Genomic DNA, 17,471 nt, shown 5'->3' on the forward strand with positions numbered 1-17,471 from the left:
AAATATTTGAATAGACTATGTTTAAAGATACCACAATCTATTCAAATTTCAATAACTGGTTACAACTACCTCTCCCAGCATCGTGTTAGCACTTTCTAACCGAATATTAAAATCAAGCTTTTTATTAGGGTCAAATTTAATTTCCTGGGTTTTAAAACCGATATACGATATCACCAATATTAGTTTTTTATTGGCCGGAATTTTCATTGAAAAAGCACCATCGGTTTGGGTGCTGCAGTTTAACGATGTGCCTTTAATTTTAATATACGCTCCAATCAAAGGCATGTTATCGTCTTTAGCGGTTAAACAGCCTGTAATTGTTTTATAGGCTACCGAGGTATCTGTAGCTAAAACTGCCTTATCCTGTTTAACCGGATTTTGTTCAACCGCCGGCCTAACTTTGGCCTGCACATTTACAAAGGGGAGCGCCGCTATAAAAGCCGCCGCTAAACTCAACTTTTGCCACGAAAATAAAGATGAACATTGCTGCGGAACAATTTGCTGGTTCAATACCATTAACTGTACGTGAGTAAACCTACCGCATACTTTTTGTGATGACGATGAGAGAATATCCAATATTTTATGATTAGATAATTCAGTAAAGTCGATAACTGTTTTTTGGCAATTGTTACAAAACTTACCGCCATTATTAGGCAGCATATTATCCCAATTTTGAGTACAGGGATTGGCAACGGATATGTGGTTGATGTGTTTCAAGCCTCAAGGATGTAAACCTGGTACAAATTCCATAAACCAAATTACAATTATTTCACTTTGATTAAACTGGTACATTTTTTTATCAATAAACCAAACAGAGTCTACTACTTAAAAATACTTTTGAATGGGTGTTTGATACGATACCATGTAGTCCACAAAAAGCTTCTTTTAACAGATATCCCACCAACCAAAGTTATTAATGCCTCTACCGGTGCCAGTGTTAACTCTTGTGCTGCAAGGCGAACACTATAATTAGCCTGATTTTTATTTAATTTTATGTTATATACCTGATAACCAATAGTGCTGATAATTAAAACAGTATCAATTTCTGGTGATATTTCTATCCTGAAATTGCCTAAACTATCAGTCAAAACATGACTTTGCGAACCATTAACATTTATACCTACCAAAGCAATTGCTTGGTTTGATGCGCTATCAACAACATTACCAGTAATGGTACTTAATGCTATCTTAGCAACAATAGTACCCACAAGAGGCTTGGTCGCTTTATGGTGCCCAATTGGCTGTTTAACCTGAGCCTTAGCGGCAATAAATGGCAGCAATGATATTAATGAAGCAACGAGACCAACTTTTTGCCAAGCCGGCAATCTGTATGTTGGTGCAAGTTCACTATTTAGATTATTCAATTGCGATGGACCAAACCTGCCACAAAGATTTGATGAAGCAGATAGGAGGCCGAGTATTTCAGTATTAGATAATGCGGTAAAATCTGTTACTGTTTTCTGGCAACTATCGCAAAATTTTCCTTGTGTATTACGCAGCATATTATCCCAATTTTGAGTACAGGGATCTGGTATAGATACATGGCTTATGTGTTTCATGCCTCAGGGATGCAAACCTGGCACAAATTCCATAAACCTAAATACAAATTATTTTAGCTTGATCAATGCCTGGTATAATTTCTCGGTAGGTAAACCAACTACGTTGGTATACGAACCATCAATTTTAACAATACCGGTTAAGCCTATCCACTCCTGGATCCCGTATGATCCTGCTTTATCTAAAGGTGAATATTTATCAACGTAGAACGTGATCTCTTCATCGCTCAGCACACGGAACAGCACATCCGATACATCATAAAACAAATTATACTGCTGCTTGTACAAAATACAAACTCCGGTAATAACCTGGTGCTTACGGCCCGATAGCGTTTGCAGCATAGCTACCGCATGCTCGGGGCTTTCGGGTTTGCCTAATATCTGATTATCAATACTTACAATGGTATCGGCAGTAATAACTATCTCGTCCTCAATCAGTTCATCAAAGGCCCGGCACTTTTTTTCGGCAATGTGTAAAGCTATTTCCTGTGGCGATAAACCTTCGGGGTACGATTCATCAACATCTTTAAGTACTACCCTAAAGTTGATGTTCATCAAACTTAAAAGCTCTTGCCTGCGGGGTGATTTAGATGCCAGTATTACCGGAGGAATTTGATTGTTCATTGGATTAGTTTGTTTTTTTGATTGGTATTGCTAATCGATAAAAATATGGTGAATAATTATTGGAGTAAAGTACTAATTCAACCATTCAACTAAAGCGATGTCGCGTTCTCGCTCATCCACTTGCCTTGTATTTTCATTACTTTTTCTATCACATCGCGGGCGCAGCCTCTGCCGCCTAATGCTGGTGATATGTATTGCGATATGGCTTTCACCTCTTCGGCAGCATCTGTTGGGCAGGTTGGCAGGCCAACAACTTTCATAATATCAATATCCGGAATATCATCACCCATGTACAAAACACTTTGGCGGTCAATATAGTGCTCGGCTATGTAATTCTCAAAAATATCAAGCTTAACATGCGCGCCTAAATAAACATCGGTAATACCCAGGCTGTTTAAACGAAGCCTTACTCCTTCTGATCGTCCTCCCGTTATTACAACTACGTTGTACATGCATTTAACGGCCAGTTGCAGCGCATAACCATCCCGGGTATTAAAAGTGCGGCATTGATCGCCTGCTTCGGTAACAAATACAGAGCCGTCGGTTAATACACCGTCTACATCAAAAACAAAGGTGGTAATATCTTTTAATTTGGATAGCATAGAGTTGGGCTGAAGGAACAAAGAACAAGGAGCAAAGATTTTTTGAACTGCATCTTTACTCCTTGTTCCTTAAATCTTTTACTGGTTATCTCTCCACTCGTACACCCAGGCCGATTGTATTTGCTCCAAATGGCCTTCGGTGCTTTGCTCGCGGGTGCCGGCGAAGTTAGGGAGGGTTAATATCCAGTTTAACAGATCGGTAAAGCGGATGCGGTATATTTTGGATTCATCAAAATCATCGCCAAACTTTTCGTAAAGTCCCATGGCAATATCTTCATGATCGTTCCAGTGTATTGGTAGTTCAAATTTATCGTTCATTTGTTCAGGTAGGTTTAAATTAGTGGCCCATAAATTGCGACTGGTCTGGAATGGTTACCGTAATGTCACCATCAATCATGATGCATTGGCAGCCCAAGCGAGATGAGATGCGCGGATTAACAGCTCGGTCGATAAAGTCTTCTTCCTTGTCTGATATTTCCTGGATGTTATCCATGCCGCTATTCACATAAATATGGCAAGTACTGCAACCGCAAACACCGCCGCAGTTATGCTGAAGATCTATCCCGTTTTCAAGACACACATCCAATACCGATTCCCCCTCGGCTATTGGCAGTTCAAGTGTTTCGTGATCTTTTTCTTCGAATTGTATTTTAATATTAAAAACGTTCATTGCGATGCAAAAGTAACAAAATTACTTATCGGCTTTAGCCTCAATTCCCATTTTGATAATACTTTGACTTAACAGCTCATAAACTTGTTGCAATTGCGGGTTATCGCCTAATAAATTAAGGTGGGCGGCCATGGTTTGCCCGTCGTTGCGGATAGCCGGGCCGGTTTGAACATCTAATGGAAATCGTTCCTGTACTTTTTGCGCTGTTTCCAGGATAAGCGGCCGTAACAAATTAAAGTCGAGTTGATGCCGGGCCAATAATTGCTGGGCTATGGCATACAGATTATTCGGAAAGTTGCAGGCGAAAACAGCCGCCAGATGCAATATTTTGCGTTGGTCGGAATTTATTTGCTGCACATTATTACTGATAGTTTGCGCCAATTGTTCCAATTGCTTGGTTACAGCAGCATCGGCACCTTCAATACATAAAGGAACCTGCCAAAAATCAACCTCCTTTATTTTACTAAAAGTTTGTAGTGGATAAAATACGCCGGATAGTGAATTGTACTTTAAAATGCTTTGCAGATCGGTAGCGCCCGAAGTATGCACTGTAAGTTTTTGATAAAACGCCAGCTGTTGCGCAATCCCTTCAATAGCATCGTCTTTTACAGCTATTACAAACACATCTGTTTGGCGATCAATTTCGGATAGCTTATTTATAGCGTTTGCGCCAACATGATAAGCCAGTAGAGCCGCGTTTTGATAGTTAGGGCTATAAATATCAATAATTTTATGCCCTGCATTTTTAAATGCAGCAGCCAAATGTGTAGCCACATTACCCGAACCTATAATACTGATACGCATACCTTATAATTACGATTTAACGAAGGTAGCGATTTAAATAGGTTGATTTAACGTATTATGGATAGGTTTTTCCAATTCTTAAACTGGTATCAATAGGTGCCTCAATTGTAAAATAGGTATTTTCGGCATCTATTAATGTAAGAATTAACGAATTAGAGTTATAGTGTCCTATCGCGAATATTTTGAGTGGGGCTTTGTGTTCAGCAAGCACCAAACGGTTATCCGGAAGATTTTTGGTTGTAGCGCACGCCGACAACAAGAGCGCTAAAAAAAGTATATTTTTTTTCACAACAGTATTAGCTTAAGGGATTGAATGTTAAATATACTAATTTTTATAACGTTTATTGTAAAAAGAACAATTATTCCCCAGAATTATTGCCAGGCAATACGTTATAACTACAATTTATTAACTATCTTGTTTTAAAAAACATGAGAATATTGATACCTACTCACATTAACATGTTGCAGCCGGGGCAGTTATAAATCAGGACAATAGAGTATTACATACAATAATATCTTAATATAATAATTCTTTCAAATAAGGTTAATACCTTAATCTTATTTGCTCTGTTTCAAGAGCAAAAAACGCATTTATCGGTTCCTACACTAATAATGATTTCAAGGAAGAATTCGCCAGACACCTTGCCACGGTTATTTGCCTTAACAATATACCTCTTTTAACAAATCCTCTTACCTATCCTTATTAGCGGGTTTCCTATCTTAAAAATTGGCCCTGTTTTTATCCGAATGCTTATATAATTTATGTAAATGATAGTAATTTCAAGCAAAATCAATAAAATTCATACTTTTATTTATATATTTAAAAGCATTTTATAATTATAGTTCAAAAGTAATTATGCTTATGCGTGTTTTTAATTACATCCTAAATACACTATTACTTAAACCTGTAAAGTAGTTGGAACTATGCAGCTTTAGTTGAAGAATTGACCCAATAAAATGAAAAAAGCAATTGTACTAATTGTACTCCTGTTAATTACTGGCAGCTTTACTTTATTAGCACAAATTAATAAAAGCGATACCTCGACTTCCAAAACAGGTGTTGCAAAACCTGTTGTTTCCAATCTCCCCACAGATACAGGTTCAAACTCCAAAACAAAAACTACCGATAATCAAGATAAAAAAGCGGTTGACCAAACTTTAAAACAAACCGCACAAAAAAGCAAAGCCGATAGTGTTGCAACTACTACAGTATCAAAAGCTACTCCCGGCATAGCTAACCCAAGCAAAGCCGATACCGTAATTACGGCAAAAGATACGTTGCATACAGTTAACGATAAAAGTAAAATCGATACAACGGCAACGGCTAAAAAAAACCTCAGCGAAAAAGATCTTAAAAAGCTCAATTCTAAAAAAAACGGAACTGATACCTTATCAGCAAAATCTAAAGAAAAACCACCTAAGGGCAAGTCTGCAAAAGAATTAAAAAGAGAAGCAAAAAAGAACGATGTCAATAAGTTATCAGAAAAAGCTTTGAGCCAAATGGCTTTTAAACAGATTGGATCTGATTCGTCTATCAGAAATGCGGCCACAAAACGGGCCGATATATCGTTTACCAATGCCCGTCCACTCCCATTAGATGAATTCACACCAAACAACATCAGATTTTACCATCGCTATTGGCGCGATATTGATTTGCAAGACACTAAAAACAAGCGTTTTGCCACCTATCATTCAGATTTAATTTATGCCTTGCTTAAGGCCATAAAAGCTAAAGAAATTAAAGCTTATAATCCTGCTGCGAGTGCTCCCAATAACCCTAATGGGGATGCTTTTACTATCCCGATACCGTATGAAGAATTAATGTCGGGCTTATCGGATACATCGGTGGTAAATGTTTTGGATAAAGACGGTAACATTACCGGCACCAAAACCGTACCTAACCCATTTACGCCCGAAAAAATTTCGGGGTATCGAATTAAAGAGGATGTTTTTTACGATAAAACGCGCTCAAGGTACATAACCCGCATTATTGGTATTGCTCCCTTAATAAAGCTAACCTTAACCAATGGAGATTTAATTGGCATACAGCCCTTATGCTGGCTCAGGTTTAAAGATTGCCGTAAAATATTAGTCACCATTGATATAGACCCGACTAAAAAAATTGGCGAAAGTATGGATGATGTTTTTTTACAGCGCCGCTTTTATGGTAAGATAGTTCAGGAATCAAACCCTGACGGTAAACGCATAAAAGATTACAAACCAGAACCGCCCGACCAGGAAATTGAGGCAAAACGTATAGAGCAAAAGGTTATAACCTATAAAAAAGGTACATGGAACTATACCATGCTAATCAAAAGCTCCCAACCAGAACCCATTGCAAACAAGCCGGTGGAAAAAAACAAGGCGACTGCAAAAACAAAAAAAGAGAAAAACGCCCCTGTTAAACCTTAATAAAAAGGATTTAAATAGCAGAACTACAATTTTTTTATCATATTGAAAATAATTTAGTGTATTATAACCATTAATGAAGAGGCCTCTTTTTATTTTATTGCTCTTAATAAGTGCGTATATATTTTATACCCCTGGACGGGGCATAAATTACGGGCACAGTAAAGTTCTGGGCAGATATTTTAATATACGTGGTTTTAAAATGTATTTTGAAGTATATGGTACCGGTAAACCCATACTTATGATACATGGCAACGGTGGATCAATAAGTTCATTTGCCGGCAATGCTCCTTATTTTTCGGAAAAGTACCAGGTGATAATTGCCGATAGCCGGGCTCAAGGCAATTCGCACGATGATAAAGATTCGCTCTCTTTTGAGATGATGGCTGATGATGAAGTAGCATTGATGGATTCTCTTCGTATCAAGTCGGCCTATGTACTGGGTTGGAGCGATGGTGGTGTAGTGGCTTTATTGATGGCCATCAGGCACCCCGAAAGGGTTACTAAACTAGCGGTAAGCGGGGCTAATTTACGCCCGGATTCGAACGCCTTAGATCCCGATCTGTGGAAAAAGCAGCAATTGATATATAATGCATCTAAAAATAAAACATTGAAAAGTGATAAGGATAAAAATGACTGGAAATTATTTTTATTAGATTGGCTGCAGCCTAATATATCACTAAACGTTATCAAAACCATAAAATGCCCGGCGCTAATTATTGGTGGCGATCATGATCTGATCCCTGTAAAGCATACCGTACAGATATCACAAAATATCCCCAATTCAAAGCTCTGGATAGTGCCACACTCGGGCCATGCCACACTCATTGAACATAAAGACGATTTTGATGAATGTGTTGATGAATTTTTTGAGCCCACGCATCATAAATAATTTATATATTAGGGCTAACATTATACCTATAATATATTCATGAAATTAGCCCACCTGATATTGGCTCACACCATGCATAACCAGCTTGCACGCCTTATCAAACGTTTACATCATCCGGATGCTGATATTTATATCCATGTAGACAAAAAAACCGATATTGCTCAATTTAACGACCTGCAATTAACCGTTCCCGTATTTTTTATTACAACCCGGGTTTCTGTTGACTGGGGTAATTACAACATGATTGAAGCTACACTAAATAGCTTTGAAGAAATTACATCCAAAAATACAAGCTACACCCATATTAACCTGTTAAGCAGCCAGGATTACCCTCTAAAAAACGCATCGCAAATACAAAATTTTTTGTTTGATAACTTAGGCAAAACCTTTATGCGATCGTACGCTATTCCCGAAGAATGGGACGAACCGCTTGGCAGACTAACCAGATATAACTTTGGCGATTACAAATTCCCCGGTAAGCACCTGCTACAAAACCTGGCTAACCGTATTTTGCCTGATAGAAAAACACCAGCAGGTTTAAAAATGTATGGCCGCTCGCAATGGTTTACCATTACGCCGCAATGCGCATTATATGTTATAAACTATTTAAAAAACAACCCATCTGTACGTTTATTTTTTAAACATACATGGGCTTGTGACGAGTTAGTGTTTCAAACCATATTATTGAACTCGCCTTTAAAAGACAGCATTGTAAACGACCACTTAAGGTATATTAAATTTAAACGCGGGGATTCACGTCCAAAAACATTAACCATGACGGATGCGTCAGATCTGACCGCATCCGGTAAATTGTATGCCCGAAAATTCGACAGCACTATTGACTATGAAATATTAGATTACCTGGATAGTTTAGCCATTTAAGTATTTACTTAAACAAAAAAAATCTTATAAATGAGTAACTATAGTATTACTTTTTAATTAATTACCTAAAGAAATTGCTATATTTACCTATATTAAAACTAACCAATAAATAACATACCCATATTTATTTTAATAGAAATTTAATGCCCGTTGAACCAACTATTGATCAATTAATCACTGAACAAGCGCTAAAATTTCCGGATAATGTTGCCATACAATTTGGTAACGATTCAATTTCATACAAAAACTTACACCAAAAGATAAATCAACTGGCTAACTTTTTATTAGCCAACAATATAACCATTGGCGATAAAGTTGCCATAGGCACCGCACGTTCGTTACAAATGGTGGTTGCCGTGTTGGCCGTTACCAGAGTTGGCGGTGTTTATTTACCACTCGACCCTAACTTCCCTAACGATAGGCTGGTTTTTATGCTTGACGATGCACAGGCTAAATTAGTGATCACATCTAAAATCTACGAAGGGCATTTTCATACTCCGGCCGCTAAGTTATCCATCGAAGATATATGGCAGAAACTTGACAATTATCCTGCTACAGAACCTAACATCAGTATTAATGGTGATGATCTGGCTTATTTGCTTTATACCTCTGGTTCAACAGGTAAACCCAAAGGAGTTCAGATCAACCATCGTAGCTTATTAAATTTGCTACTCAGTATCCAGAAATGGCCAGGCATAACACCGCAAGATACATGGCTGGCTACGGCTACCATATCTTTCGATATATCGGTACTCGAATTGTTTTTGCCTATGGTTACCGGTGCGCGATTAATTGTAGCCGATAGCGAAATGGTTAAAGATGGCCGATTGCTTTTGGATATCGTGCGCACCCAAAAGGTAACTGTAATGCAGGCCACTCCATACACCTGGCGCATGATGCTTGCCAGTGGCTGGGACGATAAAATACCCCTCAAAATAATTAGCGGGGGCGAAGCTTTGCCTAAAGATCTGGCTAATAAGTTACTTGAACGGTGCGATAGCCTACATAATTACTATGGCCCTACCGAAACCACCATATACTCAACCGGGAAGCAAATACTGGCCGATGATCAATTAATTACCATAGGTAAACCTATTGATAACACCCAGGTGTATATTTTAGATGAGGAATTAAAACAAGTGGCCGATGGCCACGAAGGCGAAATATGCATTGGTGGCTATGGCGTAGGCAATGGCTACTTAAACCGGCCCGAATTGAGCGACGAGAAGTTTATTGATGATACCTTTTCGGGAGAAGCCAATAAAAAGATATACCGTACGGGTGATTTAGGTAAAATACTGCCCAATGGCGAAATTGAATACCTTGGCCGGATAGATCTGCAGGTAAAACTACGTGGCTTCCGAATAGAAACGCAAGAGGTTGAATACAACTTGATATTACAACACGGAATCCAAAACGCTGTAGTTGTTGTACACAACGATGAATGGGATAACCAAAGGCTGCTTGCTTATGTGGTTAGCGATGATCCCCTGATAGCATCACACAAAGTAAATTACTCCACCACCTGGATAGCGGGTTTAAAGGACAAACTGCCAGAGTATATGGTACCAACGGATTACATCGTAATTCCGGAAATACCGTTAACGCCTAATGGTAAAATAGATCGCAAAAAATTACCGAAACCCCAATTTCAAAATAGCCAGAAAGAGTATGAGGCTCCGGGTTCTGATACCGAAAATATGCTTGCAGAAATATGGTCGAAATATCTCCATATTGATCAAATAGGTATTAACGATAACTTTTTTGAGCTTGGCGGCCATTCGCTTATTGCCGTACAGATCATGACGGGTATTGGTAAGATAACCGGAAAACTGATACCCATAGCTACACTGTTTAAATATCCTACAATCAGCAAATTGGCCCAATTGCTTCAATCCGGTGATGAAGAAAGCACCTGGAAATCACTGGTCCCTATTAAGCCTACCGGTAATAAAATGCCGGTTTATATTATTCATGGCGAAGGTTTAAATGTGTTGATCTTCAATAACATTGCCATGAGTGTTGATGCCGAGCAACCTGTTTATGGGTTACAATCAAGAGGATTGAACGGTATTGACGAAGTTCCGGATAGTATTGAAGCGATAGCATCCTTATACATCGAGGAGATCTTAGAGCAAAATCCAACTGGCCCTTACGCCATAGCCGGCTACTCTTTTGGCGGTTATGTAGCTATCGAAATTGCCAACCAACTGCAAGCAATGGGTAAAGAAGTTAAGATATTGGCTATGTTTGATGTAAATAACAAAGAGTCGGAATCACAATTATCATTACCTAAACGCACACTCAAAAAGATTTTAAGGCAGTTTTACAAGGCAGGTTTCATATTAACATCATTAATAAAACAACCCGGGGCTACTGTTGAATATCAGCTATTCATGATCAAACAGCGTTTAGGAATGAATGATGAAGCCAATGCTGAAAACATACCCGATTATATGCAACGTATTGTTGATAAACTGCGCTACGCTGTAAGCCGGTATAAAATGAAACCATATAACGGCACCATCCACGTATTCCGCTCAAAGGTGAGGGTTTATTTTGTGGACGACCCTAAACATTTAGGCTGGGATGATTATGCTTTGAAAGGTGTTAAAGTACACAAGGTTTCTGGCGATCACCGTGATATGCTGCTCCCTCCAAACGACGTGGAGTTTGCCCGGATATTACAGAACTGCCTGGATAACTGCGAGAGTTGATCTACAGAAGGAATTAACTGTTATTAAACAGTCTTCAACTCCTTATTCCTTCTGAATATTGACAGCAGGAAACCTATAACCATAATAATGGTACCACTCCAAAAGAAATTGATATAAGGAAACTCCATCGCCTTCATTACGATGTATGCCTTTTTACCTTGTGGCTGTTGGTATACCGTAATTTCAACCTTGCTTTTCTCGGGTAATATTTTGCTGAAACGTAGTTTCAAACCGGCATCTTCAACCTTACGGGCAAAATCAAAACTACTACCGGCTTTTATCATGTAAACAGGTTCGCTTACGTAAGTTTTACCATGGGTAATGATCTCAAGCTCCGCTCCTACCGAGATATCTTTTTCGCCTAAGGGAATATTTTGAACTTTAGCGCCCGGATTCAGCTTCTTCAATATCACCACACCATCGCGATAATGAATGGTATCGCCAACCATAACCTCGTTAACTATAGGTGGGTCGTAACTCTTATCATCATTGGCTTCAATATGGCCCGCGCCTGCATTTTGCTCAATCTCATCTTTAATTGGCGCGGCGGTTACGTGGGTATACAGATCATGAAACAAGTAATGCTTGGTATCTGGCGTGGCAACCAAACCCATCTTGGCATTGGCCTGGGCATTGGGTTTCAAAATAAAATCTTCAACTACTTTGCCGCTGGCATCCTTACGTTTGTAATTAACTTTAAAATAGTGGTTAGGCGCGGCTATAGAATCGCCAACGTAGGTTACCTGGTATTTACCCATGGTAACAGGCTCGTTTTTATATAGCATAATATTCTCGCGAACATCGGCAACCTTATCAAAACCGGCAACCTCAACCATTCCGCTTTTGTTTACCGATACTATGCTGCTGGTACCTGCCGCTATAACAGCGCCTATCAGTAACAAACCAAAACCAATATGCGCTACTGCCGAACCGGCTAAACGTATTTTACCCTTAAATACATCGGCCAGTATTTTAGCGTTTGCCAGTACCGAGTATATGGCCCCCAGCATTACCAACATAAATATCCAATTATTATGGTAAATACCGGTAACGTAAACCACAAGCGCGGTTATCAAAACAGCGAATACAAAGTAGAGTATGCTGGTGATAAAAAACCGTGTAGTATCGGTTTTTTTATATTTTAAGAATTGGGTAAAGCCTGCAAGCAAAGCTATCACAAATGCAAAGCCCGATTGGAATACGTTGTAAAACTTAATAGGCTCGGTAGGCGGAGCAAGTTTGGTACCAAACATGGCGTTCCATACCGGGATAGAAGTTACCACCACTAAGTGGAAACATGATAAGCCTAAAAATACAGCGCCAACAAACATCCAAAACTCACGTGAGTACGTTTCTTCGTCTTTTTTACTGATGGGTAGTTCTTTCCATCGTACTATAACCAAACCAATAGCTATTCCCAGGAAGATCAATACATCAATAACCAAATGCCAAAACATACCCAGATCGGTAAAGGCGTGTACTGATGTTTCTCCCAGGATACCGCTACGTGTTAAAAACGAAGCGTAGAGCACCAGCACAAAGCTGATCAACACCAAAAACATGGCCGTAAAATATGCCTGACCAGTGTTTTTATAAACGATCAAAACATGAACCGCTCCTATCAAAGTTAACCACGGAATAACGGATGCGTTCTCCACCGGGTCCCATGCCCAAAAGCCATTAAAATTAAGCGACTCGTAAGCCCAGAAAGAGCCCATGATGATACCCGTACCCAATATCATTACCGAGAAAAGCGAGTACGAGATAGCGGGTTGTACCCACTCTTTGTAACGCTTTGTCCAAAGTCCGGCTATAGCGTAAGCAAATGGGATAATCATGGATGCGAAGCCCAAAAATAGAGTTGGCGGGTGTATCACCATCCAATAGTTTTGTAGTAGCGGGTTTAGTCCGTTACCATCTTTAATATATTTCAGGTATTCTGGTCTGCTGAATATGGGCGCCTCCAGGGCCTCACGTAATAAGATGAATGGCGAGCTGCCAATATGTGAGCTAAATATGCTTACACCAAGTAACATAGAAGCCAGCAGAGTTTGAGCCAAACTCACAATGGTCATCACCGGGCCCTCCCACGATTTTGCTTTCCATAACAACACGTTACCTAAAACCGCTTGCCAGAATGCCCATAACCAAAAACTGCCTTCCTGCCCTTCCCAATAGCTTGATATGATGTAGTAAACAGGCAACGTTTTTGACGAGTGCGCCCAGGCGTAGTGATACTCAAACAGGTGGTTATAAATGATGTAAAAAAGGCAGCAACCAATACCAATTACCGAAACCGTGTTTAACAAAAAGCCAATACGGCCCATGTTTTTCCACGATTGATCAAACTGGTTTTTATTTTGAGTAGCGAAAAAATAGCATATTGTTGCAAAAAGTGCCGAGCCAAACGCCAGGATAATAAAGGCCTGACCTAAATGGCCGGGGATAAGGTGTTCACCTATAAAAGCTTTGTCCATTAATATTAAATAGTGGCTTGTTTAGCCTTGTATTCGGTAACCTCAACCTTATCTTGTGTGTATTTGGATGGGCACTTCATTAAAATTTTTGATGCGTGAAACTCGTTGCCATTCATTTGGCCGGTTAATACGATTTGTTCCGAACGTTCAAAATCCTGTGGTTTGGTACCGGTGAAAACCACTTTTGATTCCTGGCCTTTATTATCCGTCATGTAAAACGAAAAGTAGTTGGCATCCTTAACGGGATCATAAGTAAGTGCTTTGGTTTTATCCAGATGGCCAACAACATGTAACTCACTTTTAGTTTCTGCGGCCTCTTTAAAAGAGCCGTAAGTACTTGAATTTGAATATGTACTAATAATTACCGCTATAGCGATAGCGATAATAACAATTCCAAATATCGAACCTTTCTTCATGGTTTATTTTCCTCCTTGAACTTCGGACTGCAAAAATACAAAACGCACAGCTAATAATCTTTATTACAAGCCATATATCTTATTTAGAATTATTCTTAATGATATTAAGGCATTAATTCAATCCATCCGTTATTAGTACACTATATGAATTGCACAAAGCAAACATTTTTTATTAGTACACTGTTGCCATAACATGTCGGCAATAATTCTATATCCTAACTTTCACAAAAAAATGATCCGTGCAATTATTGGGTTTTTAGCAGTGGTTGCCGGAACGAGTATATACATAGTTACGCATATCTCTTTCTTCCTGTTCTTTAGCATTGCAGCTACGGCTTTACTTGTTTACCTGATCATCAGAGCATTCAAAAATCAACCTGTATTAATTTTATCAACCGAAGGGTTAGAGTCATTTATGAGCATCACTGCGAAAGAAAAGATAGGGCTTATACCTTGGCGGGAAATCATAAATGTACGGTCAATTAAAAGCTTTGGCTTTATAAAAGCCATCAATATTTATTGCACCCCAGAGTTTATTGCGACTAAGGATATACATCATCAATCAAAAAATTCTAAATTTCGTGATCGTTTTGTTATTCAGCTTAGTAATGACGAACTCAAAATGACACACGAAGAATTGTATTCACTTTTGATAAAGGAGTGGAATAAATACAAATAATGAGATTTACAAATCTGAATTATTTCCGTGTACTCATCAAAGCCCAGGTTATAAGCACCGGCTGAAAGAATAACCTTGCAAATCGCTTTTTATCCGTATCCAATCCGAAAGCCGATCTCTTCTCTAAATATTGCGATACATTGCCGGGGAATACAGCCGTAAAAAAGGCCGCGGCGGTATTGCCAAAGGTTTCTTTATATTTTTCAGGAGCCAGAATCAAGGCGCTGCCCAAAGCAATTTCGGCTATGCCGGAGTATATAACGGTATCATCCTTTTTTAGTGGGATCCAATCTGGCACCTGCGCCTTAAAATCTTTACGGGCAAAGGTTAGGTGACTAATGCCTACGAAAACCAAAGCTGTGCCCAATAATATGCGCCCTACTGTTTTAAATTGATCGTTTTTCATAGTTGAAGTGGTAATGCAAATACCATTCCACAGACCATTATCCCATAAAAACAAAGGCTCAAGATGTAAAACCTATTCCAATTTGTCAATCACCAACTGCTGATCTATAACGATATAATAGCCGAGATTACCTTTTTGCATAGTCAACTTAATACAATGCGCTTTAGAAACAATATCCTTTAAATCATAGCTTAGTTTAATATCTTTCCGCATTCCTACACAGTTTACAGTAACATATGGGGAGCGTTTGGAATAACCCGGTATTCCTGCATGAATTATATCCATCTTCATAACTTCTACAGGTGCATTTGTAATATTATTAGCTAATATAAAAGTCCCTGTAAACAAGCCTCCAAAACATAAAGTAGCCCAAAACCATTCTTTATAGTTTTTCTCAAGGATAAGAGCGAGAACAAAACCAGGAATGATATTACCTGCTATCAGCAACTTCCAGTCTATGAATGTAACGTTGTATTCCCTGAGTGTATATCCCGCACCAATAAATCCTAATATATATGCTGTCCGCCGGATAATTGAGATCAATCTCTTTTTAGCCTGTGCTTTTGCCACCGATGCATTCCGAACCCTTTTATTCATCAAATAAATATAAACAAAAAGCGCCGTTACAATCTGCAACGGCGCTTTAAATATCATAAATCCGAAATCAGATCACGGCCAAACACCTAAGTTTTGGTACGATACCGCTATTTTATTAATGGCGCCAACAAAGGCGGCGGTACGCTGCGTATCTATTTTAGAGTTACTCTTATACGTTTCACGAATCTCGTGGTATGAACGGATCATCGTATCCTCTAAACCAGAGTTTACCAACTCCAATTCCGAAGCACCTTTGATAATGCTTGAGCGTTGTATCGGCGATAAGCTGATGCCCGTAATGCTCTCAACCGTGTTCACCAAGTTCAGGTTGGAGTTTTCTTCAAACCTGCGGTTCATACGGCCAAAGGCTACGTGCGAAAGGTTTTTTAACCACTCAAAGTACGATACCGTAACACCGCCCGCATTAGCATACATATCCGGAATGATGATACCACCTTTTGAATAGAAAGCAGCCTCGGCACCCGGAGTAGTTGGACCGTTTGCGCCCTCGGCAATAATTTTTGCTTTAATGTTTTTGATGTTGGCTTCGGTGATCTGATTCTCCAAAGCGGCAGGTACCAAAATATCACAGGGCTGCTCCAAACCTTCCATCGAGTTTTTGAACTCTTTTTTAGCTCCTGAAAAACCTAAAATAGATCCGGTTGCTTTGCGGTGTTGGAAAACCTCTTCAACATCCAAACCATCTTCGTTGTAAATAGCACCTTCAAACTCGCAAAGGCCAACTATAATACCACCAAATTCGGTTAAAAATTTAGCCGAGTGGTAACCCACATTACCCAAACCTTGTACGATGATCTTTTTACCAGTAATACCCGTAGTTAAGCCCAGTTTGGCCATATCCTCGGCAACGCTAACACACTCGCGCACGGCAATAGCCACACCACGGCCGGTAGCCTCACGGCGGCCCGCTATACCGTGTAATGCCAAAGGTTTACCGGTAACAGCGCCCAATGCATCTAACTGACCAGGATTCATGGTAGCATAAGTATCGGCAATCCAGCCCATTTCGCGTTCTCCGCTTCCGTAATCCGGAGCAGGTACGTCAACGCTGGGGCCAATAAAATTCTTTTTGATTAACTCAACCGTATAACGGCGGGTTATATTTTCAAGCTCTTGCAGGGTGTAGTTTTTCGGGTTGATCTTGATGCCACCTTTTGCACCACCAAAGGGTACGTTTACAATGGCACATTTGTAGGTCATTAACGCGGCAAGGGCCATTACTTCGTCTTCGTTAACCATTTCGCTGTAGCGGATACCGCCCTTGGTTGGCGATTGGTGGTGCGAGTGCTCAATGCGCCAGGCATCAATAACCTCGAAACCATTACCCCTGCGGATTGGGAAACGGAAACGGTAAACACTGTTACATGATTTGATCTGATCTAACAAACCGGCATCGTGATTAGTAAACTGTGCCGCATGATCAAAGTTATTACATACATCACCGAAAAAATGTTCGGCCTGATTAGCAATTATACTGTTAGACATAAATTAGGAATTGAATTTAAATTGGTTCTTTTAAAAAGTTGACAAAGGTGCAGTAATTTATATCACTTGTGCAAATACAAACTTTGTTAGTGTAACCTATACACCTTAAACGTAAGGCCTAAAACAATGTTTAGTGAATTTAAAGTTATTTTTTGAACCAATCCCCAAAATCGTATTATTTTAAATAATGACAAAAAACAAATGAAAAAACATCTATAAATTACACTTTTCGCA

Annotated in this window: 18 protein-coding genes; 5 read left to right on the top strand and 13 right to left on the bottom strand. The window is 39.3% G+C overall.

The window, feature by feature from the left end; translation table 11 throughout:
- Positions 1-48 precede the first annotated feature (48 nt).
- The 8 genes from ABIN91_RS11500 to ABIN91_RS11535 all read right to left on the bottom strand — a co-directional run bounded on the left by ABIN91_RS11500 (position 49) and on the right by ABIN91_RS11535 (position 4,545).
- Complete coding sequence (locus tag ABIN91_RS11500; RefSeq protein ID WP_348051249.1) at positions 49-717, bottom strand: carboxypeptidase-like regulatory domain-containing protein; 669 nt, start codon at positions 715-717, stop codon at positions 49-51.
- Positions 718-821: 104 nt separating this feature from the next.
- On the bottom strand, positions 822-1,559 hold the full coding sequence (locus ABIN91_RS11505; RefSeq protein WP_348051250.1) for a carboxypeptidase-like regulatory domain-containing protein: 738 nt from the start codon (positions 1,557-1,559) through the stop codon (positions 822-824).
- Positions 1,560-1,607: 48 nt separating this feature from the next.
- Positions 1,608-2,180 (bottom strand): Maf family nucleotide pyrophosphatase, encoded by a 573-nt coding sequence (locus ABIN91_RS11510; protein ID WP_348051251.1) that lies wholly within the window; start codon positions 2,178-2,180, stop codon positions 1,608-1,610.
- An 89-nt stretch (positions 2,181-2,269) separates the two neighbouring features.
- Complete coding sequence (locus ABIN91_RS11515; protein WP_348051252.1) at positions 2,270-2,782, bottom strand: HAD hydrolase family protein; 513 nt, start codon at positions 2,780-2,782, stop codon at positions 2,270-2,272.
- Positions 2,783-2,860: 78 nt separating this feature from the next.
- On the bottom strand, positions 2,861-3,100 hold the full coding sequence (gene iscX, locus ABIN91_RS11520) for a Fe-S cluster assembly protein IscX (RefSeq protein WP_348051253.1): 240 nt from the start codon (positions 3,098-3,100) through the stop codon (positions 2,861-2,863).
- Between the two features lie 19 nt (positions 3,101-3,119).
- Positions 3,120-3,452: a 2Fe-2S iron-sulfur cluster-binding protein gene (locus tag ABIN91_RS11525; protein ID WP_348051254.1), complete on the bottom strand. Its 333-nt coding sequence runs from the start codon at positions 3,450-3,452 to the stop codon at positions 3,120-3,122.
- A 21-nt stretch (positions 3,453-3,473) separates the two neighbouring features.
- Positions 3,474-4,256: a DUF2520 domain-containing protein gene (locus ABIN91_RS11530; RefSeq protein WP_348051255.1), complete on the bottom strand. Its 783-nt coding sequence runs from the start codon at positions 4,254-4,256 to the stop codon at positions 3,474-3,476.
- A 55-nt stretch (positions 4,257-4,311) separates the two neighbouring features.
- Positions 4,312-4,545 (bottom strand): hypothetical protein, encoded by a 234-nt coding sequence (locus ABIN91_RS11535; protein ID WP_348051256.1) that lies wholly within the window; start codon positions 4,543-4,545, stop codon positions 4,312-4,314.
- A gap of 668 nt (positions 4,546-5,213) precedes the next feature.
- On the opposite strand from ABIN91_RS11535, the gene gldN reads away from it, so the two are divergent.
- The 4 genes from gldN (at position 5,214) to ABIN91_RS11555 (ending at position 11,156) form a co-directional block, all read left to right on the top strand.
- Entirely contained in the window at positions 5,214-6,668 is a 1,455-nt protein-coding gene (gene gldN, locus ABIN91_RS11540; RefSeq protein WP_348051257.1) for a gliding motility protein GldN, read from the top strand.
- Positions 6,669-6,867: 199 nt separating this feature from the next.
- Complete coding sequence (locus ABIN91_RS11545; RefSeq protein ID WP_348051258.1) at positions 6,868-7,557, top strand: alpha/beta hydrolase; 690 nt, start codon at positions 6,868-6,870, stop codon at positions 7,555-7,557.
- 39 nt (positions 7,558-7,596) lie between these two features.
- Positions 7,597-8,439 (top strand): beta-1,6-N-acetylglucosaminyltransferase, encoded by an 843-nt coding sequence (locus ABIN91_RS11550; protein ID WP_348051259.1) that lies wholly within the window; start codon positions 7,597-7,599, stop codon positions 8,437-8,439.
- Between the two features lie 143 nt (positions 8,440-8,582).
- Positions 8,583-11,156 carry a non-ribosomal peptide synthetase gene (locus tag ABIN91_RS11555; protein ID WP_348051260.1) on the top strand — a complete coding sequence of 858 codons (2,574 nt, stop codon included), beginning with the start codon at positions 8,583-8,585 and terminating at the stop codon, positions 11,154-11,156.
- 23 nt (positions 11,157-11,179) lie between these two features.
- On the opposite strand, the gene ccsA is transcribed toward ABIN91_RS11555, so the two are convergent.
- A complete protein-coding gene (gene ccsA / locus ABIN91_RS11560) occupies positions 11,180-13,633 on the bottom strand; it encodes a cytochrome c biogenesis protein CcsA (protein WP_348051261.1) in 2,454 nt (817 codons plus the stop codon).
- Between the two features lie 5 nt (positions 13,634-13,638).
- Positions 13,639-14,049 (bottom strand): cytochrome c maturation protein CcmE, encoded by a 411-nt coding sequence (locus tag ABIN91_RS11565; protein ID WP_348051262.1) that lies wholly within the window; start codon positions 14,047-14,049, stop codon positions 13,639-13,641.
- Between the two features lie 193 nt (positions 14,050-14,242).
- Here ABIN91_RS11565 and ABIN91_RS11570 point away from each other — a divergent pair, with 193 nt between their 5' ends.
- Entirely contained in the window at positions 14,243-14,728 is a 486-nt protein-coding gene (locus ABIN91_RS11570; RefSeq protein WP_348051263.1) for an STM3941 family protein, read from the top strand.
- Between the two features lie 19 nt (positions 14,729-14,747).
- On the opposite strand, the gene ABIN91_RS11575 is transcribed toward ABIN91_RS11570, so the two are convergent.
- The 3 genes from ABIN91_RS11575 to ABIN91_RS11585 form a co-directional block, all read right to left on the bottom strand.
- Positions 14,748-15,134, bottom strand: a complete 387-nt coding sequence (locus ABIN91_RS11575) for a hypothetical protein (protein ID WP_348051264.1) — start codon at positions 15,132-15,134, stop codon at positions 14,748-14,750.
- A 72-nt stretch (positions 15,135-15,206) separates the two neighbouring features.
- Positions 15,207-15,788, bottom strand: a complete 582-nt coding sequence (locus ABIN91_RS11580) for a hypothetical protein (RefSeq protein ID WP_348051265.1) — start codon at positions 15,786-15,788, stop codon at positions 15,207-15,209.
- 15 nt (positions 15,789-15,803) lie between these two features.
- Complete coding sequence (locus ABIN91_RS11585) at positions 15,804-17,237, bottom strand: Glu/Leu/Phe/Val dehydrogenase (protein ID WP_348051266.1); 1,434 nt, start codon at positions 17,235-17,237, stop codon at positions 15,804-15,806.
- Between the last annotated feature and the right edge of the window lie 234 nt (positions 17,238-17,471).

The sequence above is a fragment of the Mucilaginibacter sp. genome (genome assembly GCF_039921305.1).
GTDB lineage: Bacteria > Bacteroidota > Bacteroidia > Sphingobacteriales > Sphingobacteriaceae > Mucilaginibacter.

Excerpts from the sequence above, each read along its gene's own strand:
- ABIN91_RS11530 (WP_348051255.1), bottom strand. The coding sequence starts at position 4,256 with ATGCGTATCAGTATTATAGGTTCGGGTAATGTGGCTACACATTTGGCT.
- ABIN91_RS11585 (WP_348051266.1), bottom strand. The coding sequence starts at position 17,237 with ATGTCTAACAGTATAATTGCTAATCAGGCCGAACATTTTTTCGGTGAT.
- ABIN91_RS11505 (WP_348051250.1), bottom strand. The coding sequence starts at position 1,559 with ATGAAACACATAAGCCATGTATCTATACCAGATCCCTGTACTCAAAAT.
- ABIN91_RS11565 (WP_348051262.1), bottom strand. The coding sequence starts at position 14,049 with ATGAAGAAAGGTTCGATATTTGGAATTGTTATTATCGCTATCGCTATA.
- ABIN91_RS11575 (WP_348051264.1), bottom strand. The coding sequence starts at position 15,134 with ATGAAAAACGATCAATTTAAAACAGTAGGGCGCATATTATTGGGCACA.
- ABIN91_RS11510 (WP_348051251.1), bottom strand. The coding sequence starts at position 2,180 with ATGAACAATCAAATTCCTCCGGTAATACTGGCATCTAAATCACCCCGC.
- ccsA (WP_348051261.1), bottom strand. The coding sequence starts at position 13,633 with ATGGACAAAGCTTTTATAGGTGAACACCTTATCCCCGGCCATTTAGGT.
- iscX (WP_348051253.1), bottom strand. The coding sequence starts at position 3,100 with ATGAACGATAAATTTGAACTACCAATACACTGGAACGATCATGAAGAT.
- ABIN91_RS11545 (WP_348051258.1), top strand. The coding sequence starts at position 6,868 with ATGTATTTTGAAGTATATGGTACCGGTAAACCCATACTTATGATACAT.
- ABIN91_RS11570 (WP_348051263.1), top strand. The coding sequence starts at position 14,243 with ATGTCGGCAATAATTCTATATCCTAACTTTCACAAAAAAATGATCCGT.
- ABIN91_RS11525 (WP_348051254.1), bottom strand. The coding sequence starts at position 3,452 with ATGAACGTTTTTAATATTAAAATACAATTCGAAGAAAAAGATCACGAA.
- ABIN91_RS11515 (WP_348051252.1), bottom strand. The coding sequence starts at position 2,782 with ATGCTATCCAAATTAAAAGATATTACCACCTTTGTTTTTGATGTAGAC.
- ABIN91_RS11580 (WP_348051265.1), bottom strand. The coding sequence starts at position 15,788 with ATGATATTTAAAGCGCCGTTGCAGATTGTAACGGCGCTTTTTGTTTAT.
- ABIN91_RS11555 (WP_348051260.1), top strand. The coding sequence starts at position 8,583 with ATGCCCGTTGAACCAACTATTGATCAATTAATCACTGAACAAGCGCTA.
- ABIN91_RS11550 (WP_348051259.1), top strand. The coding sequence starts at position 7,597 with ATGAAATTAGCCCACCTGATATTGGCTCACACCATGCATAACCAGCTT.
- gldN (WP_348051257.1), top strand. The coding sequence starts at position 5,214 with ATGAAAAAAGCAATTGTACTAATTGTACTCCTGTTAATTACTGGCAGC.